At 60.8% G+C, this 25,740-nt stretch carries 30 protein-coding genes; 16 read left to right on the top strand and 14 right to left on the bottom strand.

Going from position 1 to position 25,740, the window contains the following annotated elements; translation table 11 throughout:
• The first annotated feature begins 119 nt into the window (after positions 1-119).
• From BUE09_RS17160 to BUE09_RS17140, 5 genes are read left to right on the top strand one after another with little or no spacing between them, the layout of a single operon-like run.
• Positions 120-1,325 carry an ABC transporter substrate-binding protein gene (locus BUE09_RS17160; protein WP_073302774.1) on the top strand — a complete coding sequence of 402 codons (1,206 nt, stop codon included), beginning with the start codon at positions 120-122 and terminating at the stop codon, positions 1,323-1,325.
• Positions 1,322-2,140 carry an ABC transporter ATP-binding protein gene (locus BUE09_RS17155; protein ID WP_417801223.1) on the top strand — a complete coding sequence of 273 codons (819 nt, stop codon included), beginning with the start codon at positions 1,322-1,324 and terminating at the stop codon, positions 2,138-2,140. The genes BUE09_RS17160 and BUE09_RS17155 overlap by 4 nt, the downstream gene beginning before the upstream one ends.
• On the top strand, positions 2,133-2,843 hold the full coding sequence (locus BUE09_RS17150) for an ABC transporter ATP-binding protein (RefSeq protein ID WP_073302770.1): 711 nt from the start codon (positions 2,133-2,135) through the stop codon (positions 2,841-2,843). Before BUE09_RS17155 ends, BUE09_RS17150 begins: the two co-directional genes overlap by 8 nt.
• Positions 2,843-3,730, top strand: coding sequence for a branched-chain amino acid ABC transporter permease (locus BUE09_RS17145; protein ID WP_073302768.1), 888 nt, complete (start codon positions 2,843-2,845; stop codon positions 3,728-3,730). Before BUE09_RS17150 ends, BUE09_RS17145 begins: the two co-directional genes overlap by 1 nt.
• A 1-nt stretch (position 3,731) precedes the next feature.
• Positions 3,732-4,715, top strand: a complete 984-nt coding sequence (locus BUE09_RS17140) for a branched-chain amino acid ABC transporter permease (RefSeq protein ID WP_073302766.1) — start codon at positions 3,732-3,734, stop codon at positions 4,713-4,715.
• 1 nt (position 4,716) lies between these two features.
• Here BUE09_RS17140 and BUE09_RS17135 read toward each other — a convergent pair whose 3' ends face one another.
• The 4 genes from BUE09_RS17135 to BUE09_RS17120 form a co-directional block, all read right to left on the bottom strand.
• Entirely contained in the window at positions 4,717-5,487 is a 771-nt protein-coding gene (locus BUE09_RS17135; protein WP_073302764.1) for a ParA family protein, read from the bottom strand.
• Between the two features lie 91 nt (positions 5,488-5,578).
• A complete protein-coding gene (locus tag BUE09_RS17130; RefSeq protein ID WP_073302762.1) occupies positions 5,579-6,373 on the bottom strand; it encodes a thymidylate synthase in 795 nt (264 codons plus the stop codon).
• Positions 6,374-6,481: 108 nt separating this feature from the next.
• A complete protein-coding gene (gene lgt / locus BUE09_RS17125; protein WP_073302760.1) occupies positions 6,482-7,282 on the bottom strand; it encodes a prolipoprotein diacylglyceryl transferase in 801 nt (266 codons plus the stop codon).
• Positions 7,283-7,293: 11 nt separating this feature from the next.
• A complete protein-coding gene (locus BUE09_RS17120) occupies positions 7,294-8,076 on the bottom strand; it encodes a sulfite exporter TauE/SafE family protein (protein WP_073302758.1) in 783 nt (260 codons plus the stop codon).
• A gap of 166 nt (positions 8,077-8,242) precedes the next feature.
• Between BUE09_RS17120 and BUE09_RS17115 the strand changes: the two genes are divergently transcribed.
• Entirely contained in the window at positions 8,243-9,019 is a 777-nt protein-coding gene (locus tag BUE09_RS17115) for an NRDE family protein (protein ID WP_073302756.1), read from the top strand.
• Here the strand turns inward: BUE09_RS17115 and ptsP are convergent.
• Entirely contained in the window at positions 9,016-11,289 is a 2,274-nt protein-coding gene (gene ptsP / locus BUE09_RS17110; protein WP_073302754.1) for a phosphoenolpyruvate--protein phosphotransferase, read from the bottom strand. The two genes, BUE09_RS17115 and ptsP, sit on opposite strands and share 4 nt — an antisense overlap.
• A gap of 19 nt (positions 11,290-11,308) precedes the next feature.
• Positions 11,309-11,788, bottom strand: a complete 480-nt coding sequence (locus BUE09_RS17105; protein WP_073303149.1) for an RNA pyrophosphohydrolase — start codon at positions 11,786-11,788, stop codon at positions 11,309-11,311.
• A 178-nt stretch (positions 11,789-11,966) separates the two neighbouring features.
• On the opposite strand from BUE09_RS17105, the gene BUE09_RS17100 reads away from it, so the two are divergent.
• On the top strand, positions 11,967-12,620 hold the full coding sequence (locus BUE09_RS17100) for a histidinol-phosphatase (protein ID WP_073302752.1): 654 nt from the start codon (positions 11,967-11,969) through the stop codon (positions 12,618-12,620).
• Positions 12,621-12,628: 8 nt separating this feature from the next.
• On the opposite strand, the gene BUE09_RS17095 is transcribed toward BUE09_RS17100, so the two are convergent.
• Together BUE09_RS17095 and ilvA are read right to left on the bottom strand one after the other, a co-directional pair.
• Positions 12,629-13,069 carry a DUF2269 family protein gene (locus BUE09_RS17095; RefSeq protein ID WP_073302750.1) on the bottom strand — a complete coding sequence of 147 codons (441 nt, stop codon included), beginning with the start codon at positions 13,067-13,069 and terminating at the stop codon, positions 12,629-12,631.
• A gap of 21 nt (positions 13,070-13,090) precedes the next feature.
• Positions 13,091-14,605, bottom strand: coding sequence for a threonine ammonia-lyase, biosynthetic (gene ilvA / locus BUE09_RS17090; RefSeq protein WP_073302748.1), 1,515 nt, complete (start codon positions 14,603-14,605; stop codon positions 13,091-13,093).
• Between the two features lie 174 nt (positions 14,606-14,779).
• Here ilvA and rpiA point away from each other — a divergent pair, with 174 nt between their 5' ends.
• Both rpiA and BUE09_RS17080 read left to right on the top strand, forming a co-directional pair.
• Positions 14,780-15,451, top strand: a complete 672-nt coding sequence (gene rpiA / locus BUE09_RS17085) for a ribose-5-phosphate isomerase RpiA (RefSeq protein WP_073302746.1) — start codon at positions 14,780-14,782, stop codon at positions 15,449-15,451.
• 92 nt (positions 15,452-15,543) lie between these two features.
• Positions 15,544-15,891, top strand: coding sequence for a YegP family protein (locus BUE09_RS17080; protein ID WP_073302744.1), 348 nt, complete (start codon positions 15,544-15,546; stop codon positions 15,889-15,891).
• Positions 15,892-16,017: 126 nt separating this feature from the next.
• Here the strand turns inward: BUE09_RS17080 and BUE09_RS17075 are convergent, their stop codons facing one another.
• The 3 genes from BUE09_RS17075 to BUE09_RS17065 form a co-directional block, all read right to left on the bottom strand.
• Positions 16,018-16,929, bottom strand: coding sequence for an SdiA-regulated domain-containing protein (locus tag BUE09_RS17075; RefSeq protein ID WP_073302741.1), 912 nt, complete (start codon positions 16,927-16,929; stop codon positions 16,018-16,020).
• 102 nt (positions 16,930-17,031) lie between these two features.
• A complete protein-coding gene (locus tag BUE09_RS17070) occupies positions 17,032-17,697 on the bottom strand; it encodes a fumarylacetoacetate hydrolase family protein (protein WP_073302739.1) in 666 nt (221 codons plus the stop codon).
• Positions 17,698-17,768: 71 nt separating this feature from the next.
• Entirely contained in the window at positions 17,769-19,175 is a 1,407-nt protein-coding gene (locus tag BUE09_RS17065; RefSeq protein WP_073303147.1) for an FAD-binding oxidoreductase, read from the bottom strand.
• 196 nt (positions 19,176-19,371) lie between these two features.
• Here BUE09_RS17065 and serA point away from each other — a divergent pair, with 196 nt between their 5' ends.
• Entirely contained in the window at positions 19,372-20,601 is a 1,230-nt protein-coding gene (gene serA, locus BUE09_RS17060) for a phosphoglycerate dehydrogenase (protein WP_073303145.1), read from the top strand.
• Positions 20,602-20,683: 82 nt separating this feature from the next.
• Here serA and BUE09_RS17055 read toward each other — a convergent pair whose 3' ends face one another.
• Together BUE09_RS17055 and BUE09_RS17050 are read right to left on the bottom strand one after the other, a co-directional pair.
• Positions 20,684-20,974 carry a hypothetical protein gene (locus BUE09_RS17055; protein WP_073302737.1) on the bottom strand — a complete coding sequence of 97 codons (291 nt, stop codon included), beginning with the start codon at positions 20,972-20,974 and terminating at the stop codon, positions 20,684-20,686.
• A gap of 123 nt (positions 20,975-21,097) precedes the next feature.
• Entirely contained in the window at positions 21,098-21,424 is a 327-nt protein-coding gene (locus BUE09_RS17050; RefSeq protein ID WP_073302735.1) for a hypothetical protein, read from the bottom strand.
• A 554-nt stretch (positions 21,425-21,978) separates the two neighbouring features.
• On the opposite strand from BUE09_RS17050, the gene BUE09_RS17040 reads away from it, so the two are divergent.
• The 3 genes from BUE09_RS17040 (at position 21,979) to BUE09_RS17030 (ending at position 23,563) form a co-directional block, all read left to right on the top strand.
• A complete protein-coding gene (locus BUE09_RS17040; protein WP_029404800.1) occupies positions 21,979-22,563 on the top strand; it encodes a helix-turn-helix transcriptional regulator in 585 nt (194 codons plus the stop codon).
• On the top strand, positions 22,551-22,961 hold the full coding sequence (locus BUE09_RS17035) for a CsgE family curli-type amyloid fiber assembly protein (protein WP_073302731.1): 411 nt from the start codon (positions 22,551-22,553) through the stop codon (positions 22,959-22,961). Before BUE09_RS17040 ends, BUE09_RS17035 begins: the two co-directional genes overlap by 13 nt.
• Before the next feature lie 116 nt (positions 22,962-23,077).
• Complete coding sequence (locus tag BUE09_RS17030; RefSeq protein ID WP_073302729.1) at positions 23,078-23,563, top strand: curli production assembly protein CsgB; 486 nt, start codon at positions 23,078-23,080, stop codon at positions 23,561-23,563.
• A 38-nt stretch (positions 23,564-23,601) separates the two neighbouring features.
• Here BUE09_RS17030 and BUE09_RS20290 read toward each other — a convergent pair whose 3' ends face one another.
• A complete protein-coding gene (locus tag BUE09_RS20290; protein WP_159438403.1) occupies positions 23,602-23,763 on the bottom strand; it encodes a hypothetical protein in 162 nt (53 codons plus the stop codon).
• 21 nt (positions 23,764-23,784) lie between these two features.
• Between BUE09_RS20290 and BUE09_RS17025 the strand changes: the two genes are divergently transcribed.
• The 3 genes from BUE09_RS17025 (at position 23,785) to BUE09_RS17015 (ending at position 25,662) form a co-directional block, all read left to right on the top strand.
• Positions 23,785-24,504: a hypothetical protein gene (locus BUE09_RS17025; protein WP_159438402.1), complete on the top strand. Its 720-nt coding sequence runs from the start codon at positions 23,785-23,787 to the stop codon at positions 24,502-24,504.
• A gap of 46 nt (positions 24,505-24,550) precedes the next feature.
• Entirely contained in the window at positions 24,551-24,952 is a 402-nt protein-coding gene (gene csgH, locus BUE09_RS17020; RefSeq protein ID WP_231975557.1) for a curli-like amyloid fiber formation chaperone CsgH, read from the top strand.
• Between the two features lie 266 nt (positions 24,953-25,218).
• Positions 25,219-25,662, top strand: a complete 444-nt coding sequence (locus BUE09_RS17015) for a ketosteroid isomerase-related protein (protein ID WP_073302723.1) — start codon at positions 25,219-25,221, stop codon at positions 25,660-25,662.
• Positions 25,663-25,740 lie beyond the last annotated feature (78 nt).

Genomic DNA, 25,740 nt, shown 5'->3' with positions numbered 1-25,740 from the left:
GTGCCAACACTTTCGTCCGCAGTCCGAACAAGCAACACCCAGTACCCACCGAACCGTCCAGCTCGTGGCAAGACCACGTGCCGTGCTGTAAGCGGTCGACCCCAGCAAGGAGATAAGCGATGAAGCTTCTGGCAATTGCAACGGCAGCACTGAGCGCCGCAGCCCTTCCGGCCGTAGCCGCAGAAATATCCGATGGAAAGGTGAAGATCGGCATCCTGAACGATCAATCGGGGGTCTACGCCGACTTTGGCGGCAAATGGTCCTACGAGGCGGCAAAGATGGCAGCCGAGGACTTCGGCGGGACCGTGCAAGGCGCACCGATCGAAATCGTGACCGCTGACCACCAGAACAAGCCGGACATCGCCTCGAACATCGCCCGGCAGTGGTACGACCGCGAAGAGGTCGACTCGATTATGGAACTGACCACTTCATCCGTCGCACTGGCTGTCCAGGGGATCTCCAAGGACAAGAAGAAGATCGATCTGGTAACCGGTGCCGCCACAACCGAACTCACCGGCAAACAATGCTCACCCTACGGCTTCCATTGGGCCTATGACACCCATGCGCTGGCGGTTGGCACCGGTGGCGCACTGGTCTCTCAGGGCGGCGACAGCTGGTACTTCCTCACCGCCGACTACGCGTTCGGCTATTCGCTCGAAGAGCAAACCAGTGAGTTTGTGAAAGACAAGGGCGGTGAAATCAAGGGCTCGGTGCGCCATCCATTGGCGACCAACGACTATTCCTCCTTCCTGCTCCAAGCGCAGGCATCCGGCGCTGAGGTGATCGGGCTGGCCAATGCGGGACTGGATACCGCCAACGCAATCAAGCAGGCCGCCGAGTTTGGCATCGTCGCCAGTGGACAGCGACTGGCGGCGTTGCTCTTCACCCTATCCGAGGTGCACGGGCTGGGCCTGAAAGCCGCACAGGGCCTGACGCTGACGGAAAGTTACTACTGGGACCGCGACGACCAGTCCCGCGAGTTCGCGCAGCGCTTCTTCAAGCGCACCGGACGGATGCCGAACATGGTCCACGCCGGCACCTACTCGGGCGTCATGCAGTACCTCAAGGCCATCGACAAGGTTGGTACCGACGAGACCGAAGCCGTCGCCAAGGCCATGCACGAGATGCCGGTGAATGACATGTTCGCGCGCAACGCCAAGGTCGGCTCCAACGGGCGGCTGATCAGTGACGTCTATCTGATGGAAGTGAAGAAGCCGGAAGAAAGCAAGCAACCCTGGGATTACTACAAGGTGCTCGCCACCGTTCCGGGCGAGGAGGCTTACATTGATCCAGCCGAAAGCGGCTGCGACTTGGCCAAGCAATAAGCATGGCGACCAGCAGTAGCAGCATCGCAGAGGACGCCGCGGCGTTCCCGAGCACTGACGAACAGCCGCGCGTCGTCCTCTCGGCGCGCGGGCTTCGCCGCGATTTTGGCGGCTTCGTGGCGGTGAACAACGTCGATCTGGACGTACATCACGCCCGGGTCCATGCGCTGATCGGACCCAACGGCGCCGGCAAGACCACGGTGTTCAATCTTCTCACCAAGTTTCTGCAACCTTCGAGCGGCACCATCCGCCTGCTCGATCACGACATCACCCGCGCCGACCCGGCCAAGGTAGCGCGCATGGGGCTGGTGCGGTCATTCCAGATCTCCGCGGTATTTCCACACCTGAGCGTTCTGGAAAACGTGCGGGTGGCGCTGCAGCGACCCGGTGGGCTGGCGACGCAATTCTGGTTGCCGCTGCGCTCGCTGAACCGGCTCAACGAGCGCGCCATGGCGCTGATCGAGTCGGTGGGCCTGCAGGACGCCTGGCAGAGCCCCGCCGCAGACCTGTCCTACGGCCGCAAACGCGTCCTGGAGATCGCGACCACGTTGGCGCTGGACCCGAAGGTATTGCTGCTGGACGAGCCGATGGCCGGGATGGGTCATGAAGACGTACACATCGTCTCCGACCTAATCCGTGAGGTTGCACGTGACAGGGCCATCCTGATGGTGGAACACAACCTCAAGGTGGTTGCCGATCTGTGCGATGAAGTCACGGTGCTGCAGCGTGGAGAAATCCTCACCTCGGGTGATTACCAGACCGTGAGCCAGGACGCCCGCGTGCGTGAAGCCTACATGGGGACGGAACATGACTGAGGCTACCGCATTGCTGAGCGTGCGCGAGCTGAACGCCTGGTATGGCGAAAGCCATGCCCTGCATGGCATTGATCTGGATGTGCACCAAGGCGAAACCGTAACCCTGCTCGGCCGCAACGGCGTGGGCAAGACCACGGCGCTGCGTTCGATCATGGGCATCATCCGCAAGCGCAGCGGTTCGATTCACTTCGATGGACGCGACATGATGCGCGTCCCGCTGCACCGCACCGCTCAAACAGGTATGGGCTTCGTACCCGAGGAACGTGGAATTTTTGCTTCGCTGACCGTGGACGAGAACCTCACCCTGCCGCCGATCATCGCCAAAGGTGGCATGAGCACCGAAGAAATCTACCAGCTGTTTCCCAACCTCAAGGAGCGGCGCAACAGCCCAGGCACCAAGCTTTCCGGTGGCGAGCAACAGATGCTGGCGATTGCCCGGATCCTGCGCACCGGCGCGAAGCTACTGCTGCTCGACGAACCCACTGAAGGCCTGGCTCCGGTGATCGTCCAGCGCATCGGCGATGTGCTGCTGACCCTCAAGGAACGCGGCATGACCATCCTGCTGGTGGAGCAGAATTTCCGCTTCGCCAGCAAGGTCGCGGATCGCTTCTATCTGGTCGACCACGGACGGATCGTCGACAGCTTCCATGTTGATGAGCTGGCCGACCGCATGACCATTCTCAACGAAACCCTGGGGGTCTGATGACGGCGATTTTCGGCGTACCTATCCAGGCCTTCCTCGGCCAACTGCTGATCGGCCTGATCAACGGCTCCTTCTACGCCATGCTCAGCCTCGGTCTGGCGATCATCTTTGGCCTGCTCAAAGTGATCAATTTCGCTCACGGCGCGCAGTACATGATGGGCGCCTTCGCCGGCTACCTGCTGCTGGCGGTGCTCGGCATCGGTTACTGGCCGGCATTGATTCTCGCGCCGCTTATTGTCGGGCTCGTCGGCGCCGGAATAGAACGCTTCGCGCTGTCGCGGCTGTACAACCTCGATCATCTCTACAGCCTGCTATTCACCTTTGGCCTGGCACTCGCGCTGGAAGGCACTTTCCGCTACTACTACGGCTCCTCGGGCCAGCCATACGCCGTGCCCGATCTGCTGTCGGGCGGCTATAACCTGGGCTTCATGTTCCTGCCCAAATACCGCGCCTGGGTGGTGGTGGCGTCGCTGATCATCTGCCTGAGCACCTGGCTGCTGATCGAGAAAACCAAGCTCGGCGCCTACCTGCGCGCCGCCACGGAAAACCCGACGCTGGTGCGTACCTTCGGTATCAACGTGCCGCTGTTGCTGACCTTCACCTATGGCCTGGGCGCTGGCCTGGCGGGGCTGGCGGGCATTCTGGCGGCGCCGATCTATCAGGTCAGTCCGCTGATGGGATCGAACCTGATCATCGTCGTCTTCGCCGTCGTGGTGGTCGGCGGGATGGGTTCGATTCTTGGCGCGATCATCACTGGCTACATGCTCGGTATTCTTGAGGGGCTGACCAAGGTGTTCTACCCAGAAGCCTCGAACATCGTGATCTTCGTGGTCATGGCCATCGTGCTGCTCGTGCGTCCCGCCGGCCTTATGGGAAAGGATGCCTGACATGACCCATCCAACCTCGAACCTGCTCGCAAAGCGCAGCCGCTGGAACGCCGAAACGATCCTGATCCTGCTCGGCATCGTCGCGCTGGCGCTGGCACCGCTGCATTTCTACCCCGTGTTCCTGATGAAGGTGATGTGCTTCGCGTTGTTTGCCTGTGCCTTTAATCTTCTGTTGGGCTATGCCGGCATTCTCTCGTTCGGCCATGCGGCGTTCTTTGGCGGCGCCGCCTACTTCACCGCCCATGCGGTCAAGGAATGGGGGCTGACCCCAGAGCTGGGTATCCTGGTCGGCGTGTTCGGCGCCGCGGTGCTCGGGCTGGTGATCGGCTTTCTGGCGATCCGACGCCAGGGCATCTACTCGACGATGATCACCCTGGCACTGTCGCAAATGTTTTTCTTTTTCTGCCTGCAGGCTCCGTTCACCCATGGCGAAGACGGCATACAGGGCATTCCCCGTGGTCACCTGTTCGGCCTGATCGACCTGAAAGAACCGCTGCACATGTATTTCTTCGTACTCAGCGTGTTCCTGCTGGGAATGCTGGCGATCTGGCGGATCGTCAATTCGCCTTTCGGCATGATCCTCAAGTCGATCCGCGAGAACGAAAGCCGCGCCATCTCGCTCGGCTATTCGGTGACGCGCTACAAGCTCGGCGCGTTCGTCATGTCGGCGGCGCTGGCCGGGCTGGCCGGCGGATTGAAAGCGATGGTATTTCAATTCGCAACGCTTACCGACGTCAGCTGGCAGATGTCCGGCGAGGTGGTGCTGATGACGCTACTCGGCGGCATCGGCACGCTGGTGGGACCGGTGTTCGGCGCCGCACTGGTGACCGGTCTCGGCAACTACTTCGCGACGTCCGAGCTGCCGGTCACGCTGCTCACCGGCATCATCTTCATGGTCTGCGTGCTGATCTTCCGTCGCGGCATCGTCGGCGAACTCTATGCCACGCGTCTCGGTCGGCGGGTCGAGCAGTCCCGGAAAGACTGATTCAGTTGCCTTCCAGATGCCCGTGCAGTTCGATGAACTGCTGGGTCAGCTTGTGGCGCGGGTCAAAATGGATGAGTGGCGTGCAGACCTGATGCGACTCGCGCATCCGCACCGAACTCATCAGGTGCACGGGCAGCACCGGTAGGCCCTCGGCGAGCAGCTCGTCAATCATCTGTTGCGGCAATGCAGCACGAGGCTGGAACTGGTTGACCACGATGCCTTCGACTTCAAGGCCTTCGTTATGGTCCTCCTGCAGCTCCTCGATTTCATCGAGCAGGCTGTACAGCGCCTGGCGCGAGAAGCTGTCGCAGTCAAAGGGAATCAGGCAGCGGTCTGCGGCGATCAGCGCCGAAACGGTAAAGAAGTTGAGCGCCGGCGGCGTATCCAGATAAATGCGTTCGTATTCTTCCGAGAGGGTGTCCAACAGCTTTCGCAGCTTGTTGATCTTGTGCTTCGCCTCGAGCTTCGGCTGCAGATCAGCAAGCTCGGCGGTCGCCGTGATCAGATGCAGATTCTCGAAACGGGTTTCGGTGATCGGTGGGCGTGCCTTTTTTCCCGCCGGCCCACCGGCCAGGATCTGCTTAAAGTAATCGGCGATGCCGGTCGGCAGTTCGTCGCCGGTCAAGCCTGTGAGGTAGTGGCTGGAGTTGGCCTGCGCATCGAGGTCGATCAACAGCGTGCGATAACCCTGCGCCGCGCTCACTGCCGCCAGATTACAGGCAATGCTGGACTTTCCGACGCCGCCCTTCTGATTGAACACGACCCTGCGCATGCCACAGCCTCAAAAATCCCTGGGTGGTCGAGTCTATACGGCAAATATGACAGCCGGGTTACCGCACGAGACAAACCCGACTAAAGTCCATTCACACGGCGACGGGCGCCTTGATGTGCGGATGGGCTTCGTAACCGATCAGTTCGAAGTCCTCGAAGCGGAAGGCGAACAGATCCTTCACGTTGGGATTGAGCTTCATCGTTGGCAGTGGCAGCGGTTCGCGGGTCAGCTGCAGGTCGGCCTGCTCCAGGTGATTGGCATAGAGGTGGCAATCACCGCCGCTCCAGATGAATTCACCGGGTTGCAGGTCGCACACCTGCGCCACCATCAGCGTCAGCAATGCGTAGCTGGCGATGTTGAAGGGCACACCGAGGAAGATGTCAGCCGAGCGCTGGTAGAGCTGGCAGCTGAGCTTGCCGTCCGCGACATAGAACTGGAACAGCGCGTGGCACGGCGGCAGCGCCATCTGATCGACCAGTGCCGGATTCCAGGCGGACACGATCAGCCGCCGCGAATCCGGGGTTTTTCTGATCATCTCCACCAGTTTGCTGATCTGGTCGACCGATTCGCCGTTAGGCGCCGGCCAATTGCGCCACTGGTAGCCGTAGACCGGGCCGAGCTCGCCGTTCTCGTCTGCCCACTCGTCCCAGATGCGCACCCCGTTTTCCTGCAGGTATTTGATATTCGTATCACCCTGAAGGAACCACAGCAATTCATGAATAATGGATTTCAGGTGGCACTTCTTGGTGGTCACCAACGGGAAACCGTCGGCCAGGTCGAAGCGCATCTGGTGGCCAAACACGCTATAGGTGCCAGTGCCGGTGCGATCGCTCTTGAAGGTGCCGTGCTCGCGCACATGGCGCATCAGGTCGAGATACTGTTTCATCAATGGGCTCGAAGCGGGCGCCGGAGCGCGGTAAAAGGAATCCTGCAAATAGTAAGAGCCGATGCCCGGCTTGTCGCCCTCCTGGCGACGAAGCCCGACGGTGTGCGATCAGGCGGCTGCCTTTACCGGCTCGTGACGGTAGCCCCATGCAATCATGCCGAGACCGATCAGGATCATCGGGACGCACAGGACTTGGCCCATGGTCAGCCAGCCAAACGCCAGGTAGCCGAGCTGGGCGTCCGGCACACGCACGAACTCGACAATGAAGCGGAAGATGCCGTAGCACACGGCGAACAGACCGGAGACGGCCATGGTCGGCCGCGGCTTGCTCGAATAGAGCCAGAGAATGACGAACAGGGCCACGCCTTCGAGGGCGAACTGGTAAAGCTGCGATGGGTGCCGCGCCAGCTGCTGCGGATCGGTCGGGAACACCATGGCCCAGGGCACATCGGTCGCTTTGCCCCAGAGCTCGGCGTTGATGAAGTTGCCGATGCGCCCGGCACCCAGTCCGATGGGCACGAAGGGCGCGATGAAATCCATCAGCTCGAAGAACTTCTTGCCGTTGCGCCGGGCGAATATCCAGGTACACAGCAGCACGCCAAGCAGGCCGCCATGAAACGACATGCCACCCTTCCACACCTGGAAGATCAGCGTCGGATCGTTGAGGTAGGAAGCTAGGTCATAGAACAACACGTAGCCCAGCCTTCCACCAACGATCACGCCCATGGCCACCCAGAACACCAGATCGGAAAGCTTGTCCTTGTCCCAGGTGGGATCGAAGCGGTGCAACCGACGGGAGGCCAGCAACCAGGCTCCGCCAATCCCGATCAGGTACATCAGGCCGTACCAGTGGATTTGCAGCGGGCCCAGCGACACGGCAACAGGGTCTATCTGCGGATAAGGCAGCATCCGGGGTTTCCTCAGATCAAGAAGTTGATACCCACGCTCAGCAGCAGCAGCGCGAACAAGCGCCGCAGCATCGAAGCGGATAATCGGTGCGCCAGACTGGCACCGATACGGGCAAAGAACATGCTGGTAATGGCGACACCCACCAGCGCAGGCAGGTAAACGTAACCGAGGCTCCACTCAGGCAGCTGCGCATCCTGCCAGCCAACAACGGTGAAGCTCAAGGCACCGGCGATGGCAATCGGCAAGCCGCACGCTGCGGAGGTGCCCACCGCCTGCTGTATGGGTACGCTGCGCCAGCTGAGAAAAGGGACGGTCAACGAGCCACCGCCGATTCCAAAAATGGCTGACGCCCAACCGATCACTGCCCCTGCAACTGTCAGGATAGGTCTGCCCGGTACGCCGGCACTGGCCTTGGGCTGCAGGGAAAAGTTCATCTGCACGGCCATGGCGATGGCGAACACACCGATGATCTTTTGCAGCATAGGTCCCTGGATCTGCGCTGCGGTCAGGCTTCCCAGCGCTGCGCCGAGCAGAATTCCGAGCGTCATCCAGAGCACTATGGGCCACTGCACAGCCCTTCTGCGATGGTGCGCCAGGATCGAATTCAGCGAGGTAAAGACAATGGTCGCCAGGGAGGTGCCGACGGCCAGATGGGTAAGAATCTGTGGGTCGAATCCCTGCGCTGTAAAGCTGAACACCAGCACCGGAACGATGATCATGCCACCGCCAACGCCGAACAGCCCCGCCAGAACACCAGCGAATCCGCCGAGAAGCAGATAAAGCGCGAATTCCATCGGAGCACCCTGAAAAACAAAGCGGCATGTTAGCTCAAAAAACCGGCCTGAGGCTGACGGCTGGAGGCTCCACAAACGCGCCATCCCGAGCCGCCGCCGCGCCGGGCTGGCATATCGGCGGCTTTTTCGTCTAGCCTCCAGCCTTCAGCGTTTTTTCTGGTTTCCTATGTGTTTGATCGTATTCGCCTGGCGCCCCGGCCATGCATTGCCGTTGATTGTCGCGGCCAACCGTGACGAGTTTCATGCACGCCCCAGCCTGCCGCTGGCGCACTGGGATGACGCGCCACAGGTCGTAGCCGGTCGCGACCTGCAGGCCGGCGGCACCTGGTTGGGTGTGACAACGGATGGGCGCTTCGCTGCGCTGACCAATATTCGCGCGCCCGGCTCCCCTGTCGGCGAACGCTCGCGGGGTGAACTGCCCGAACGCTTCCTCCGTGGCGCGCACGCCCCCGCATCCTATCTGGATGAACTGTCCCATAGTCTCGATCAGTTTTCCGGCTTCAATCTGCTGGTCGGGAATCTCACTGAGCTCTGGTTTCTCAACTCCGAGGAAGGGACGCCTCGCCCTCTTTCGCCGGGCGTTTACGGCCTTTCCAACGCAGCCCTGGACACGCCATGGCCAAAGCTGCTGAGTACCCGCGCCGCCCTGCAGGCCTGTATCGGTGCGCCGGAGCGCGACCAGTTGCTGGAGATCATGAGCGATTCACAGCCCGCTGCGGATGACGAACTGCCCGCTACAGGAATCTCGTATGAGATGGAGAAGCTGCTGTCGAGCGCGTTCATTGCCAGTACCAGCTATGGCACTCGCGCCATCACGCTACTGATGCGCCGCGCGGACGGGTCCACGACCATGACCGAGCGCCGCTTCGGCCCGAATGGTGCGATCGGTGAAACGGAGATAAACCTGCCGTCTACGGCAACCAACCCGAAAGGGCCGAGCTAGATTGCAGCAGACGGATTAATCATGCGGTCCAGCCCCAGATTGCGTAGCGTCAGCTGCACTGTGGCGTGGATGACCTGCGGGCTGTCCATCTTCATTACCTTGGCCAACAGCTCACGCGCGGTGACCGAACTGATCTGACGCAGCATCCACTTCACCTTTGGCAGGTTCGTAGCGTTCATCGACAGACTGTCGAAGCCCATCGCCAGCAACAGGATGGCTGCGCCCGGATCGCCGGCCATCTCACCGCAAATGCTCACCGGCTTGCCTTCGTCGTGCGCCTCTCGAACGACCCGCTGCAGCGCTTCGAGCACAGCGGGATGCAGGTAATCATAGAGATCGGCAACGCGCGGGTTGTTGCGATCCACGGCCAGCAGATACTGCGTCAGATCATTGGAGCCCACCGAGATGAAATCCACCTGACGCGCCAGTTCGCGGGTCAGGTAGACAGCCGCAGGCACCTCGATCATCACCCCCACTGGCGGCATCTCGACATCGGTACCCTCATCACGCACCTCGCCCCAGGCGCGGTGGATCAGGTGCAGCGCCTCTTCCAGCTCGCGTGTGCCGGAAATCATCGGCAGCAGGATGCGCAGGTTGTTCAGCCCGGCGCTGGCCTTGAGCATGGCGCGGGTCTGCAGCAGGAATATCTCGGGATGATCGAGGGTGACGCGGATGCCGCGCCAGCCAAGAAAGGGGTTCTCTTCCTTGATCGGAAAATACGGCAGGCTCTTGTCACCACCGATGTCGAGGCTGCGCATGGTCACCGGTAGCGGATGAAACGCCTGCAGCTGCTCGCGGTAGATCGCCATCTGCTCCTTCTCGCTGGGGAAGCGCTCCTTGATCATGAAGGGCACTTCGGTACGGTACAGGCCGACGCCTTCGGCACCGCGCTCTTGTGCACGCACCACATCGGCAAGCAGGCCAGTGTTGACCCACAACGGGATGCGAATGCCGTCCGTCGTTTCGCACGGCAGCTCGCGCAGCACGTCGAGGCCTTCGGACAGCTGCCGCTCCTGCTCGGCCAGAACCAGGTATTGCTCGCGCAGCACCTTGGCGGGGTTGGTGATGATCTCGCCACGGGTACCGTCGATGATCAGCTCGATGCCATCGACCTTCGAGTAAGGCAGATCGACCGCGCCCATGACCGTCGGAATGCCCATGGCACGGGCAAGAATCGCCACGTGCGAGTTGCTTGAACCGAGCACGGACACCATGCCCATCAGCTTGCCTTCGGGCACTTCACCGAGCATCGCCGGGGACAGCTCTTCGCTGACCAGGATGGTTTTGTCCGGATAGGTCAGGGTCTGCTGGCGGGCCTGCTGCAGGTAGCTGAGCAGACGCCGGCCAATGTCCTTGACGTCCGAGGCACGCTCGCGCAGGTAGGCATCGTCCATCATCTCGAAGCGGCCAACGTGGTCGCTGACGACCTGGCGCAATGCGCCCTGGGCCCACTGGCCGGTGCGAATGACCTTGGACACCTCGCCGCCGAGCGCTGAGTCATCGAGCATCATCAGGTAGACGTCGAACAGCGCGCGCTCTTCCTTGCGCATCTGCGTGGCAAGCTTATCGGATAAAGCGCGCATGTCGGCGCGTACAGCCGCGAGGGCTGCTTCGAACAGCTCGAGTTCGGCTGGTATGTTATCGATCGCCTTGTCGGGTACCACGTCCAGATCAGCAGGTGGCAGGACGACGACCGCGGTGCCCACGGCAGCGCCGGGCGCACCGGGAATACCGATGAAACGGGTTTCCTGAATGCCTTTACCCTGCCGACCAAGGCCGCGGATCGAACCGGTTGCCTCAGCGTGGGCGATGACCCCGGCGAGCTGCGCGCTCATGGTGACGAGGAAGGCTTCCTCGCCCTCGTCGAACAGGCGCTGCTCTTTTTGCTGAATGACCAGTACGCCCATCACCCGTCGGTGGTGAATAATCGGTGCGCCGAGAAAAGAGGCGTAGCGTTCTTCACCGGTCTCGGCAAAGTAGCGATAGCGAGGGTGCTCGGAGGCGTGTTCGAGATTGAGCGGCTCCTCACGGGTGCCGACCAAGCCGACCAGCCCCTCGTTTGGAGCCATGCTGACTTTGCCGATGGCCTTCTTGTTCAAGCCTTCGGTGGCCATGAGCACGAAGCGCCCGGAATCGGGATCAAGCAGGTAGACCGAGCAGACCTGGCTGGCCATGGCCTCCCGAACCCTCAGCACGATGATCCCCAACGCCGCCGTGAGGTCCTTGGCGGCATTGACTTCCTGGACAATCTTGCGCAGCGTGCCGAGCATGCTCAGGGGCTTTCTCCCGTCAGTCCCGCGCCAAGAGGCGCGGGGCGAGTTCTTTTAAGGCGCGACGGTAAACCTCGCGCTTGAAGGTGACCACCTGGCCCAGCGGATACCAGTAACTGACCCAGCGCCAGCCGTCGAACTCGGGCTTGCCGGTCAGATCCATACGGACGCGGTCTTCGGCACCGGTAAGGCGCAGCAGGAACCATTTCTGCTTTTGACCGATACACAGCGGCTGACTATGAGTGCGCACCAGGCGCTGCGGCAAGCGATAGCGCAGCCAGCCACGGGTGCAGGCGAGAATCTGGACGTCCTGCTCTTCCAGGCCGACCTCTTCGTTCAGCTCGCGAAAGAGCGCCTCCTCCGGCGTCTCACGCGGATTGATTCCGCCTTGCGGAAATTGCCAGGCATCCTGATTAATCCGCCGCGCCCACAGCACCTGTCCGACATCATTGGTCAGGATGATGCCGACATTGGGGCGAAAACCATCGGAGTCGATCACGGCATACAACCTCGCAAACGCATGTCGCGGCATTGTTCCACAAAAACGTGAAAAGCAGAAAGTGCGCATGGGGGCCATTGATCAACCGGCTCCGATCCTCGATCCGAGCGCTCACCGACTGCCATCTATCGAGCGATCCCGCTATGCTTCACCCCCTTTAACCCCCGAGGAACGCAGCGTGCGCCTGGCTCTTTTCGATCTTGATAACACCCTTCTGGCCGGTGACAGCGACCACGCCTGGGGCGAATTTCTCTGCCAACGCGAGCTGGTCGACGCCGAGGCCTATCGCGCTCGTAACGACGCCTTCTATCAGGACTACCTGGCCGGTTCGCTGGATGTTCTGGAGTATCAGAACTTCTGCCAGGAACTGCTGGGCCGCAGCGAGATGCCGCAGCTGCAGCAGTGGCACGCCGAGTTCATGCGCGACCACATTGAACCCATCGTGCTGGCCAAAGGTGAGGCATTGGTCCGCCAGCATCACGAAGCCGGCGATCGCGTGGTGATCATCACCGCGACCAACCGCTTCATCACCGGGCCAATCGCCAAGCGCCTGGGGGTCGATACGCTGCTGGCTACCGAGTGCGAGATGCAAGAGGGACGCTACACCGGTCGCCTGACCGATGTGCCCTGTTTCCAGGAGGGCAAGGTGACGCGCATCGAGCGCTGGCTCATGGAGAACGATCAGAGCCTGGACGACAGTTATTTCTACAGCGATTCGCGCAACGATCTGCCGTTACTGGAGCGGGTCAGCCATCCAGTTGCGGTCGATCCGGACCCCACTTTGAGAGGCATTGCCGAGCAACGCGGCTGGCGCATCATCAGCCTGCGCTGACCTCAGCGCTAGACCGGCTTGGCGCCCATCAAACCCATGATGGCGACCAGAATCAGCAGGATCAGACCGGCATACACCAGTGCGAAACGTGGCAATGCTGCTGGCGCCGGGGTATCGCCCAGCGCTTGCCAGGCACGCAGGCGGCCGCCGAGCAGCAACCCCAGTGGCACCAGAACCAGGAACAGCACCGAGCTGGCCAGCAACCACAACTGGCCGAGCGGCAAGCCGGCCAGATGCGCCAGCCACCAGCCGGTGACCGGAAGCAACAACGCAAACACCGCCAGCAATGGCAGCGACATCAACCGGGTGCGGCGCAGCTTGTTCTGTAGCACCACAGGATCGGCCCGCCGCCAGGCTTTCCACAACATGATGATGTGGGCAATCAGCCCCAGCGTGAGGAGAATCGCCAGCGCGGCGTGGGTCATGTTCAGCAGTTGATAATGTTCCATCGATCCCCGCGGTACGGCTGGTCAGCCAAGAAAAAGTTGGTAAGCCGGATTGTCTGTTTCGTCCCAGTAGCGATAGCCGATCTTGTCCAGCGCGGCCGGCAACAGGTAACGGTCTTCGGCAGGTACCTGCAGGCCGGCAACCACCCGCCCGTCAGCCGCGCCGTGATTGCGGTAGTGGAACATCGAAATATTCCAGCGCCCGCCGAGATTGTTGAGGAAGTTGAACAGCGCACCCGGACGCTCCGGGAATTCGAACCGATAGACCACTTCGTCACTGACGCCGGACGCGTGCCCACCGACCATGTGCCGGGTGTGCAGCTTGGCCAGCTCGTTGTCAGTCAGATCAAGCACGGGGAAACCCTTCGCCCGCAGCCCGTCCACCAGTGCCGTCCGCGGATCGTTTTCCGGATGGGTCTGCACACCCACAAAGATGTGCGCCTCACGGTCTTCGTGGTAGCGATAATTGAATTCGGTGATCTGGCGCTTGCCGATGGCCTCGCAGAAGGCCTTGAAGCTGCCAGGCTCCTCGGGAATGGTCACCGCGATGATCGCCTCGCGCTTCTCCCCAAGCTCAGCACGCTCAGCCACATGACGCAGGCGATCGAAGTTCACGTTGGCGCCGGAATCGATGCCGACCAGCACTTGGTTTTCGATGCCTTCACGCTCCACATAGCGCTTGATTCCAGCCACGGCCAGGGCGCCTGCAGGCTCGGTGATCGAACGGGTGTCGTCGTAGATGTCCTTGATCGCCGCACAGATCTCATCGGTGCTGACCGTGATCACCTCATCGACATAGTGCTGACAGATATCGAAGGTGTGCTGACCGATCTGCGCCACCGCCACCCCATCGGCAAACAGCCCCACCTGTGGCAGCACCACGCGCTCGCCCGCAGCCATCGCCTGCTGCAGGCAGTTGGAATCGTCGGGCTCGACGCCGATGACCTTGATATCTGGCTTGAGGTATTTGATGTACGCGGCGACACCTGCAATCAAACCTCCCCCACCCACCGGCACGAAAACCGCATCAAGCTGGCCCTGATGCTGGCGCAGGATTTCCATCGCCACGGTGCCTTGTCCGGCAATCACGTGCGGGTCGTCGTAGGGGTGGATATAGACGTAGCCCTTTTCCTCGACCAGCTTCAGCGAGTAGGCCAGCGCCTCGGGAAAGGCATCCCCGTGTAGCACCACTTTGCCGCCGCGTGCACGTACGCCCTGCACCTTCAGTTCCGGCGTGGTGCGCGGCATCACGATGGTTGCCTTGATACCCAGCTCACGGGCCGCCAGGGCCAGGCCCTGGGCATGGTTGCCGGCAGACGCAGTCACCACGCCGCGCGCAAGCTCCTCAGGTGACAGCTGTGCCAGCTTGTTATAGGCGCCGCGAATCTTGAAGGAGAACACCGGCTGCAGATCTTCGCGCTTCAGCAAAATCTGGTTACCCAGCCGCTCGGAAAGCTGGCGGGCAGGCTGCAACGGGGTTTCCACCGCAACGTCATAAACGCGCGAGGTGAGGATCTTCTTGACGTACTGTTCGAGCATCGTGAGCTATCTTGGCGGGCATTGCGGGGCAGACGAGTCTACTCCGCGAAAAACGCCGCGGCCACCGGCAATCGGCACACAAAACAGCAGTACAGCCGCAGCAGGCAAGACCCACTGATGAGCCGCCGCTATACTCTCGCCCCACGACTCACTCACCGCCCGGACCTTCACGCCATGAACCAGGATCAACTCAAGCAGGCCGTCGCCCAGGCCGCTGTCGACCTCATCGTGCCGCAGCTTACCGACCGCAGCATCGTCGGCGTTGGCACCGGCTCCACCGCTAATTTCTTCATCGATCTGTTGGCCAAACACAAGGGCTTCTTCGACGGCGCCGTGGCTAGTTCCGATGCCACCGCGGAGCGTCTGAAAGGCCACGGCATTCCGGTTTACGACCTCAACTCGGTATCGGACCTGGAGTTCTACGTCGACGGTGCCGACGAAACCAACAGCCATCTAGAGCTGATCAAGGGCGGCGGCGCAGCCCTGACCCGCGAAAAGATCGTCGCTGCAGTGGCTCGCACCTTCATCTGCATCGCCGATGGCAGCAAACTGGTCGAGCGCCTCGGTGAGTTTCCCCTGCCGGTCGAAGTCATCCCGATGGCTCGCAGTCACGTCGCACGCGAGCTGGTCAAGCTGGGCGGCGACCCCGTCTACCGTGACGGCGTGGTGACCGATAATGGCAACGTCATTCTTGACGTGCACAACCTCATGATCGGCTTCGCCCCGGATGTCGAAGCGCAGATCAACAACATCGTCGGTGTGGTCACCAACGGCCTGTTCGCCGCGCGCCCGGCCGATGTCCTGCTGCTGGGCACCAAGGATGGCGTAGAGACGCTGAAACGCTGAAACGCTGAAACGAAACGGTGAAACTCTTCGGTTGCAGCTACGCTTGTTTGTGCAGAAACCAGCTAGCAGACCACCAACAGGAGGGTGTCGTCATGTCCGGCAAGTTCCAGCTGAAAAAAACCAGCAACGGTCAATTTCATTTCAATCTGGCAGCCAGCAATGGTCAGGTCGTATTGTCCAGTGAGCAGTACAAAGCCCATGCCTCGGCATTGACCGGCATCGATTCGGTACGCAAGAACGCTGTGCGCGAAGGCGCATTCGAAATCAAGGACTCCAGCAACGGCAAGCACTACTTCGTACTCAAGGCAAGCAATGGTCAGGTCATCGGCCAAAGCCAGATGTATGCCAGCCTGCACAGCGCAGAGCAGGGCTGTGAGTCGGTCCGCCGGCATGCACCTGAAGCCGTCCTGCACGACGAAAGCGCCGCCCCGGCCGCCTGAGCAATCGGTCAGCCGGCTGGCCGACACGGCAGCCGGTCACCCGGCTCACTTGCGAAAACACGCAGAACAGCTTCGCGCTCGGGCCTTGACTGACTTAAAGACGAGGCGCAGCGCGGCGCACAAGCATCAGCGTCGCCGACTGAACACATAGAAACGGTTCGGTTCGGCCACGACGTAGATATTCCCCTGCCCGTCCATGGCGACCCCCTCAGCCTGGTCGATACCCTCTACCAGGCCATTGACTCCGCCGAGCAGCCTGATGAAGCTTCGCGGCCGGCCTTGCAAGTCAAGCTCCACCAGCAGACGCGATTCATCAGAGAGCATCAGGGTATGCCCCGTACGCGGGTCGATGGCTACCGACGAGATATCGCGCACCAGCAACGGCTGTTTGGGAAGCGACTGAAGAGCCCCGGCGGCGCCGTCTTCACCAGGGAAGGGTAGTTCGAACAGGCCCTGCGGATCGCGCTCCTTGGCCAACAGCATACGTTTGGTGCGCGGATTCCAGGCCAGTCCTTCGAAGCCTTTGTTGCCTGCGCCGTCGAAACCCAGGTCATAGGTGGCGAGATCATCAAGGTCAAGACTCTCCATCCCTGGCGCCAGCCGAAACACCGCAACCAACCGGCGCCGCTCATCAACGATACCGAGCCGCCCGTTGTCCAGGGCTTCGACCGCTTCGGGATCAGAGAATCCGGTCAGGCTGATGCGTCGCAGCACCACACCGCCAGGGGAAAACTCTATGAGCTGCGGGTTTTGCCCGGTGACGGTAAACAGCGTCCCGGTCTCTGCATTCCAAGTCAGCCCGGAGGTTTCGTCCTCCCCGAGGCCGGACAGAGTGGTCTGCAGGACCAGTTCATAGTCTGGCAACCAGATGCTCGCGGCGCGCCCGCTGGCATCGACAGATCGCTCCTGCCAATAGAGTTTCAGCTGGTCGTCCCAATGCAGCATCCAGCCGGCCAGCAAGGCCATTGCAATGGTTAGAACGAGCGAAATGTAGAGAAACAGGCGTAGGCGGGTTGGTCGGGCGATGGCGTCAGGCATGTAGGCAAACCCTGGGAGAGCACGCGATTACAGCATGACCATCACAGGGAGGATATAGCGCTGCAGGCCGGATACCTCAGGCGCACCCGGCCCAGACTCAACTTAAAGCACTCGGCTCTCGAAGCGCGACAACCCGACCAGCTCCAGCACCAGCTCATCGCCCTGACTTAGCGGGCCAACACCCACCGGCGTGCCGGTCAGTACCACGTCGCCCGGTTGCAGGTTGAAATGCCCGGCGATGTGTTGCATCAGCGGCAGGATGGCATTGAGCATCTGGTTGCTGTTGCCGTCCTGACGCACTTCACCGTTGATGCTCAGGCGGATGCTGATGTCGGTCAGGTCGTCCACCGCATCGCCCGGCACGAACGGCGCCAGCACACAGGCGCCGTCGAAGCTCTTGGCAATTTCCCAGGGATGACCCTTTTCCTTCAGCTTGGCCTGCACGTCGCGCAAGGTCAGATCGAGAGCCGGAGCGAAACCGGAGATCGCATCGCGGACCTCCTCTTCGTTCGGCTTGCGCGACAACGGCTTGCCGATCAGCACGGCAATTTCGGCTTCGTAGTGAACGGCACCACGGTCGCTGGGAATGCTGAAGCCACCTTCCAGCGGCACGGTGCAACTACCTGCCTTGATGAACAGCAGCGGCTCGGTCGGCACTGGGTTGTTCAGTTCCTTGGCGTGCTCGGCATAGTTACGGCCTATGCAGACAACCTTGCCCAGCGGGTAGTGGATGGTGGTGCCGTCGGTGTACTGGTGTTTGTAGGTCATTGCGAATCCTCACGGGAGCGGCAAGCTGGTAGCAAAGGCTAAGCCGGGCTTCAGGCTTCAGGCTTCAGGCTTCAGGCTTCAGGCTTCAGGCTGAAAATCTTGCCCGGGTTCATGATGCCGTTGGGGTCGAACGCCGCCTTGATCGCTTTCATGTAGGCAATCTCGGCTTCCGAACGACTGTACTCGAGGTAGTCGCGCTTGGTCATGCCCACGCCGTGCTCGGCGGAGATCGAACCGTTGTACTTCTGCACAGTTTCGAACACCCACTTGTTGACGGTGGCGCACTTACCGAAGAACTCGTCCTTCTCCATGCCATCCGGCTTGAGGATGTTCAGGTGCAAGTTGCCGTCACCGATGTGGCCGAACCAGACGATTTCGAAGTCCGGGTAGTGCTCACCGACGATGGCGTCGATTTCCTTGAGGAAGGCCGGCACCTTGGCGATGGTGACGGAGATGTCGTTCTTGTATGGCGTCCAGTGGCTGATGGTTTCGGAGATGTACTCGCGAAGCTTCCACAGATTTTGCAACTGCTGCTCGCTCTGGCTCATAACCCCGTCGAGCACCCAACCCTGCTCGACGCAATGCTCGAACGTCGCCAGCGCCTGCTCAGCGCGCTCTTCGGTGGTGGCTTCAAACTCCAGCAGCGCGTAGAACGGGCAGTCGGTTTCGAACGGTGCCGGCACGTCGCCGCGGCCGAGCACCTTGACCAACGCCTTGTCCGAAAAGAACTCGAAGGCGGTCAGGTCCAGCTTGTCCTGGAAGGCGTGCAGGACCGGCATGATCGAGTCGAAGTCCGGCGTGCCCAGCACCAGCGCGGTCAGGTTGGTCGGCTGGCGCTCCAGGCGCATTGTTGCCTCGACGACGAAACCCAGCGTGCCCTCAGCGCCGATAAACAGCTGGCGCAGGTCATAGCCGGTGGCGTTCTTGATCAGGTCCTTGTTCAGCTCGAGCAGATCGCCCTTGCCGGTGACAACCTTCAGCCCTGCCACCCAATTACGGGTCATGCCGTAGCGAATCACCTTGATCCCGCCAGCATTGGTGCCAATGTTGCCGCCGATCTGGCTGGAGCCGGCCGACGCAAAATCCACCGGATAGTAGAGCCCCTTGTCTTCGGCGAACTGCTGCAGCTGAGCGGTGACCACGCCCGGCTGACAGACAGCAGTGCGATCCATCCCGTTGAACTCGAGAATCTGATTCATGTAATCGAACGAGACCACGACTTCACCGTTGGCCGCCACGGCAGCAGCAGAGAGGCCGGTGCGCCCACCAGACGGCACCAGCGCGATCGCGCGCTCATTGGCCCAGCGCACGATGGACTGCACCTGCTCGATGCTTTTCGGGAACACGATGGCCGAGGGTGCCGGAGCGAATTGCTTGGTCCAATCCTTGCCATAGGTATTCAGCGAATCGGCATCGGTCAGCACCTTGCCAGGCTCGACCAGGGTCTTCAGCTCATCGATCAGGGCGGGGTCGGTCATCATGGGAACTCTCATTCGATTCATGGTCACCCTGAGTACGCTTCAGCTCACGACAGGGTGTTTCGCGGGGTGCATATGCTAGCATAGGGCCCCCTTTGAAACGTGCCTCGGCAGACTTCCGACCCTCTGATTGCGGGTCGGCCAGCCTTCGCTGGACACTTCAGTCCTATCCCTCGGCCTTAAGGTTTTAATGCAGATGAGCCAGACCTCTCTCGACAAGAGCAAGATCAAGTTCCTTCTCCTCGAAGGCGTGCACCAGAACGCTGTCGACACCCTCAAGGCCGCCGGCTACTCAAACATCGAGTACCTCAAGACCGCGCTGACCGATGCGGAGCTGAAGGAGAAGATCGCCGACGCCCATTTCATTGGCATTCGCTCGCGCACGCAGCTCACCGAAGAGGTTTTCGAGTGTGCCAAGAAGCTGATCGCCGTCGGCTGCTTCTGCATTGGTACCAACCAGGTCAACCTAAACGCCGCTCGTGAACGCGGTATCGCAGTGTTCAACGCCCCTTATTCCAATACCCGCTCGGTCGCCGAACTGGTGCTGGCCCAGGCCATCCTGCTGCTGCGCGGCATCCCAGAGAAAAACGCGTCCTGCCACCGCGGTGGCTGGATCAAGTCAGCGGCCAACTCCTTCGAAATCCGCGGCAAGAAGCTCGGCATCATTGGCTACGGCTCGATTGGCACTCAGCTGTCGGTGCTTGCCGAAGCGCTCGGCATGCAGGTGTTCTTCTACGACGTGGTGACCAAGCTGCCACTGGGTAACGCCACGCAGGTCGGCTCGCTGTATGAGCTGCTGGGCATGTGCGACATCGTCTCCCTGCACGTTCCTGAGCTGCCATCGACCCAGTGGATGATTGGCGAGAAGGAAATCCGCGCCATGAAGAAGGGCGGCATCCTGATCAACGCCGCCCGTGGCACCGTGGTCGAACTGGAACACCTGGCCGCTGCGATCAAGGACGAGCATCTGATCGGCGCTGCCATCGACGTATTCCCGGTCGAGCCCAAATCCAACGACGAAGAGTTCGAAAGCCCGCTGCGCGGCCTGGATCGCGTGATACTCACTCCGCACATCGGCGGTTCGACCGCCGAAGCGCAGGCCAACATCGGTCTGGAAGTAGCCGAGAAGCTGGTCAAGTACAGCGACAACGGTACCTCGGTGTCCTCGGTCAACTTCCCGGAAGTCGCTCTGCCGTCGCATCCGGGCAAGCACCGCCTGCTGCACATCCACCGGAACATTCCGGGCGTGATGAGCGAGATCAACAAGGTGTTCGCCGACAACGGCATCAACATCTGCGGCCAGTTCCTGCAGACCAACAACGATGTTGGCTATGTAGTAATCGACGTAGACAAGGAATACTCCGACCTGGCGCTTGAAAAACTTCAGCACGTTAATGGCACGATCCGCAGCCGCGTGCTGTTCTAAGCACTGCACTGGCGGTACCGAACGGGAGGCTCAGGCCTCCCGTTTTCGTTTCGCTTGAGTTGATTGGGTATGCAGCGTTTGATTAGCTGGCTGAGGCTGGGTCGCCGCTTTCGTTCGAAGGCGAGTCCGGCCGAGCCGGTGTCGACGGTCTCTCGACAGGCGTTACTGGCGGCACCTCAGGCGGCGCCTCCAGCGTTGGAGGTCGCGGCTGGGCTTGGCTGTCATCGCCATTCTCGATCACATCCTGGCGCGGCTCGCGTGAGTCCAGCGGGTGCTCGCGGGCCTTTTCCGGGTGCGTTGGTCCGGTTCCGCCAGCAATTGCCAGCGGCGTCGTTATCAGTATCGAAACGAATAACCAGATGCGTATGGCCATGGCCTTCTCCGATTACCGGCTAATGGCAGCCCCTGCGGTCAGCCGCGACGGCGGAGCGCCTGTGACTGCGCAAGAAAAAGCCCCGACCGACGCCGGGGCTCTTTCAATAGTTGCAACGGCATGTCAGTTGCCAGTGGCACTGTTTCCCGTGCCAGTCGTATTGCCGACGCCGGTGCCTGTTTCAGTACCTGGCCCTGCTGGCTCACCGTCAACAGAGGTGCCAGTACCGGTTGTCAGACCAGTGCGGTCGGTGTCGTCGGTGGTTTTTCCATCCATCATGGTGTCGTCATGAGTGCTGCCCATTTTGCCGTCATGGGTGCCGCCTTCCATCGCGCTATTCGAGCCGTAACCGTCCTTGTCGTGGATGGCGCCGTTATCGGACGTGCCAGCAAAAGCAGAGGCAGACATCAGACCGGCCAGAGTCAGCGCGGCGAGCTTGGTCGTTTGCATGATCGCTCTCCTGTATCAAAGGGTTCATATATTCCGGCAATGGCCCTGGAAATAAATTTCACCCTAGCGCATGACAGGTTCTTTCAGAAGCGCTGAAACCCTTGCAGCGCGAGCCTTGCAGCCCTTCAGCCATTGGTCGCCATGCTGGGGCATCGACCGTTCATCGCCGTTTGCGCGCCCTACGCGGGCAGCAACAAGACAGGCAAAGCGCACGCTCAGCGCAGCAACTGTCACAACGTAATGCGTATAGCGGCCATGCTTGCCACGGAGCCATGCAGACTCCATCGAATGGGCGATTGACTCGCCATCGTTCATTAAGCCCACCGAGCGGCTTCTCCAACCGTCCGTCGGGTTGTCATCCTAAGCGTGCAGATGCCGGCCTAATCCCGACGTGAACGCTGAACTTCGTCATTTCTGGCCGGTCGTTTAGTAACTTTTCTATGCAGCATAACGGCACCCCAGACCAAGGATTGAACATGGACGAAGCGGACTTCACCCACCTGGAACGTAACCGGCCTACCGTCACCCTGCTGACCGGTAATGAACTACTGGGATTGTTCTTCAAGCACTTTCTTGGAGAGCAGGCTCAGCTGGAAGTGGCGCTGGAGCGGCTCGAGAAAATCGTTCCGGGCAGCACCGATCTCTATCTACTCGACGCGGGAAACAGCCAGGCCGAGCAGCTGTCCACACTGCTTGATCAGCTTGATCAGCAGACGCCCGTGGCGCTGGTCAATATCGCGCCGGAACAGGCCGAGCAGTTGGTCGAGAAACATCCCGCCATCCGCGGCGTGTTCTACAGCCACGCCACGCGCGAGCATCTACTCGACGGCATTCAGGTGCTACTGGATGGCGGCGACTGGCTTCCTCGGGTCCTGACCGAGCGCCTCCTCAGCCAATGGCGGCGCATGCGCCAACTCGCCGGCAGCAAGCCGTCACTGACGCTGCGCGAGCGGGAAATTCTCAGCCTGGCTGGCAAAGGTCTGTCGAACGCCGAGATCGCGGAACAGCTGTGCCTGAGCCCGCACACCATCAAGAGCCATATTCACAACCTGTTGCGTAAGATCGGTGCCTCCAACCGGGCCGAGGCGGCCTTTCTTCTGCGCGGCCGACTGGATTGGTCCGAGCCGTGCCACGCTTGACGCTGTGCCTGTTGCTGCTGAGCCTGCTCGGGCCCGTGCAGGCTGAAGAGCCGCTCAGCCAGGCGCAGGGCGAAGCCGAGCTGAATGGACTGATCATCGACAACACCATTACCCGCTTCGGCCATGACTTCCACCGCTACCTGAGCTTCCAACTGCAGGACGCCAGCGCCCTCGACGCCGATCTGGTAGTGCGCGAGCGCCCTTCGGCGCGCTGGGGCAGTCTGATCTGGGTGGAGTACGGACAACTCACCGTGTATCGGCGATTCCTGCAGCCCAACGTAGCGGAGATCGAAGATATCGCGACCCAAGCTGCGCAGTTGATCTTGGAAGAGGTCAACCGCAGCAAGCTGCAGAACCTGCTCCAGGACACTTTCGACATGGACCGGGACGAGCTGTGAGCTACCGGAGGCTTAATCCGCCCCGCTCATCACGTAGCGCTTGTTTTGCACCGTTCGATGGATGTTCAGCATCCCGTCGGCAGATAAGAATCCGAGCACAACTTCGAGGTGCCTGCATGGATCGTCTAGCCCTATTCCGCCGCGGTTTTCTTGCCGCTGCTCTGCTCGCCGGCCAGGCCGCGTATGCGGCCGATCTAATGGACAACGGGGATCTTGCGGGAGGCTCATCGAGCCTCGCCAATCCGGCGGTCGCCGCCTTGCAACTGCCTGATATGCAAGTCGCGTGGGTGCTGCAAACTGGCAATGACAACCTGGCCGATGTAAGTCAGACCGGCACGGCTCAGTTGGCGAACATCGTGCAACAGGGCAGCGACCAACAGGCCTTCGTCCTCCAGCAAGGCGAAAACCAGATAGCAACCATTCTGCAGATTGGCCAAGGCAACCTGGCCGACATCAGCCAGATCGGCAGCGACAACCAGGCCGCGATAGCTCAGATAGGCTCAGAAAACACTGCCAGCATCGAACAGCTCGGCAATGGCTTGAGCAGCAGTGTTACCCAGTACGGCAGCGGCCAGCAGGTCCAGATCGTCCAGCATCGCTAACAAAAGGTAACGCTATGCGCAGTTTGCATCTCCTTGCGTCAGCCGCTCTGCTGTCTGTCGCTATTGGCGCACATGCCGACAACAACGCCAAACTCGTACAGACCGGCAATGATAACGACGCCACGATCGACCAAACCGGGCTGCTCAACCAGGCCACGATCCGGCAGAACGGTACGGCCAACAACGGCGCGATCTACCAAGGCGTTATCGCTGAGCTGAATGTGGCCAGTATCGTGCAGATCGGCAGCAATAACGCCTCTATCTACCAAGGCGATGAAACTCGCTTCTCAACTGCCAACGTTTATCAGCAGGGCACCGGCAACCGCGCCGAGGTCGAGCAGCACTGGTATACTAATGAGCTGCAAATCAGCAGCATCGGCGATAATAATTCCATTTCGGCCATTCAAAATGGTATCGCTCGGGCTGAGGCACGTCAGATTGGCAACGGCAATTCGCTGGTAATGACCCAAGACGGCTTTTACAACGGAAATTGGACAGCTGTGTATCAGGTCGGCGACGAGAACAGGGCCAGCATCGAGCAGGGCGATGGCAGCGATATTCAACTGGCCCAGAACGGCAATATGAACACCGCGACGATTTCGCAGTACAACCGGTTTGGTGAAGTCGAGTTCAATCAGGCAGGCGACAATAACCTGCTGACGGTCGAGCAGAGCGGTCGAGACAACAGTTTTCGCGGCTCGTCGACAGGCAACTCCAATAGCGTCGAGTTGGTGCAATGGTTCGATGGCAACCAGGCCAGCGTTGTGCAATCCGGCGATGACAACATCGCCGCCATCAACCAGCTAGCCGGCTACAACGAGGCCCGCATCAATCAGGTCGGCATGGCAAACCAGGGCTCTATCACTCAGAACGCTGAGCTTATGAAAGCGGTCATTTCGCAGACGGGAACCGGCAACACGGCCACCGTCACTCAACAGTGATCCAGACCTTGGCCCTCCGATTATGCTCACAGCGACCCTTGCCGCCATGCTGCTAGCCTCCGCCGCTGGGCCGGTTGACGCTCGCCTGGAGCTACTGCCTGAAGCGGACCGCTTGAATCTGCGGTTGTGTTTCAGCAGCGCCGAAGCTCACCGACTTAACTATCAGCTAGAGGTGCGATCTCAAGGCGGAGCTGGCACCAGTCGCAGTCGCCAATCGGGCTCGCTGACCAGCGGGCCTGAAATCCAGTGCCCGCTGAACAACCGGCTGGGTATCGCGCCCGACAGCCATATCGAGGCGACCGTTACCTGGACCATCGACGGCCACGAGCAAACGCCCCTGCGCCAGAGTTATCCGTCTAGCGAACCGGCAGATTCCCCGACACCTGCTCCTCGCCAGTCGCCGGCAGCGGATGCGATGGTCGTCAAAACGGATTCAAATCTGCGATAGCTATCGCGGCTCGTTGCGTCTGAGTCGGCGAATCCCAGCATCACCCTGCATACCACAGACTGACGTTATCAGCATGCTGAAAGCCGGACACATCTCCCGAACTACAATGTCAGCCGTTCGCCGACATCCATGCATATTTTCTGGCGCCGCAGGTGATCGGAGAGGCCAGCTCTGCTGACTGACCCGACGAAGGGCCCTGACGATGGATGCCAGCAGCAAGACTGGCTGCTACAGTTCCTGGCCAAATCACTTACCGGATGCGACAGATGTCACTGGACGACAACAAACGGCTGGTCCGCCAGCACATCGAGCTGAGCTGGAACCGCGGGCACCTGGCCCTTGCCGAGAAGCTGCACAGCAAGGATTTCCTCTACAAGAGTTCCTTCGTCGGCCATCCGATGGCCAGCCCCGAGTTCGCCGCGATGGTGACCCAGATCCGTACCGCCATGCCCGAGCTCGAAGTGGTCGTCGAGGAGTGTGTAGCTGAGGGCGATAAGGTAGTCACTTGGAGCACCTTGATCGGCACCATCGAAACTCCCGCGCTCGGCTACCCACCCAGTGACAAGGTCATGAGCATTTCGGCGATGGCGTTCTGGACCCTGACGCCAGGCCTGCAAGTCCGCGAGATCTGCACCATGTTCGACATGGAAAGCTTCCGCGCCCAGCTCGGACTGGCGACCCGCACCTACGCCGAAAAAGCCCTGCCCTGACGGCTGCGCGCGGCCAGCAAGGAAGCGTTTCGCGCTTTCGCAGCAGTCATCGCCCCGGTTTCGCGGTCCATTGCACAG

It is taken from the genome of Stutzerimonas xanthomarina DSM 18231, assembly GCF_900129835.1.
GTDB classification, from domain to species: domain Bacteria; phylum Pseudomonadota; class Gammaproteobacteria; order Pseudomonadales; family Pseudomonadaceae; genus Stutzerimonas; species Stutzerimonas xanthomarina.
This window is presented reverse-complemented; position numbering and strand designations above follow the sequence as displayed.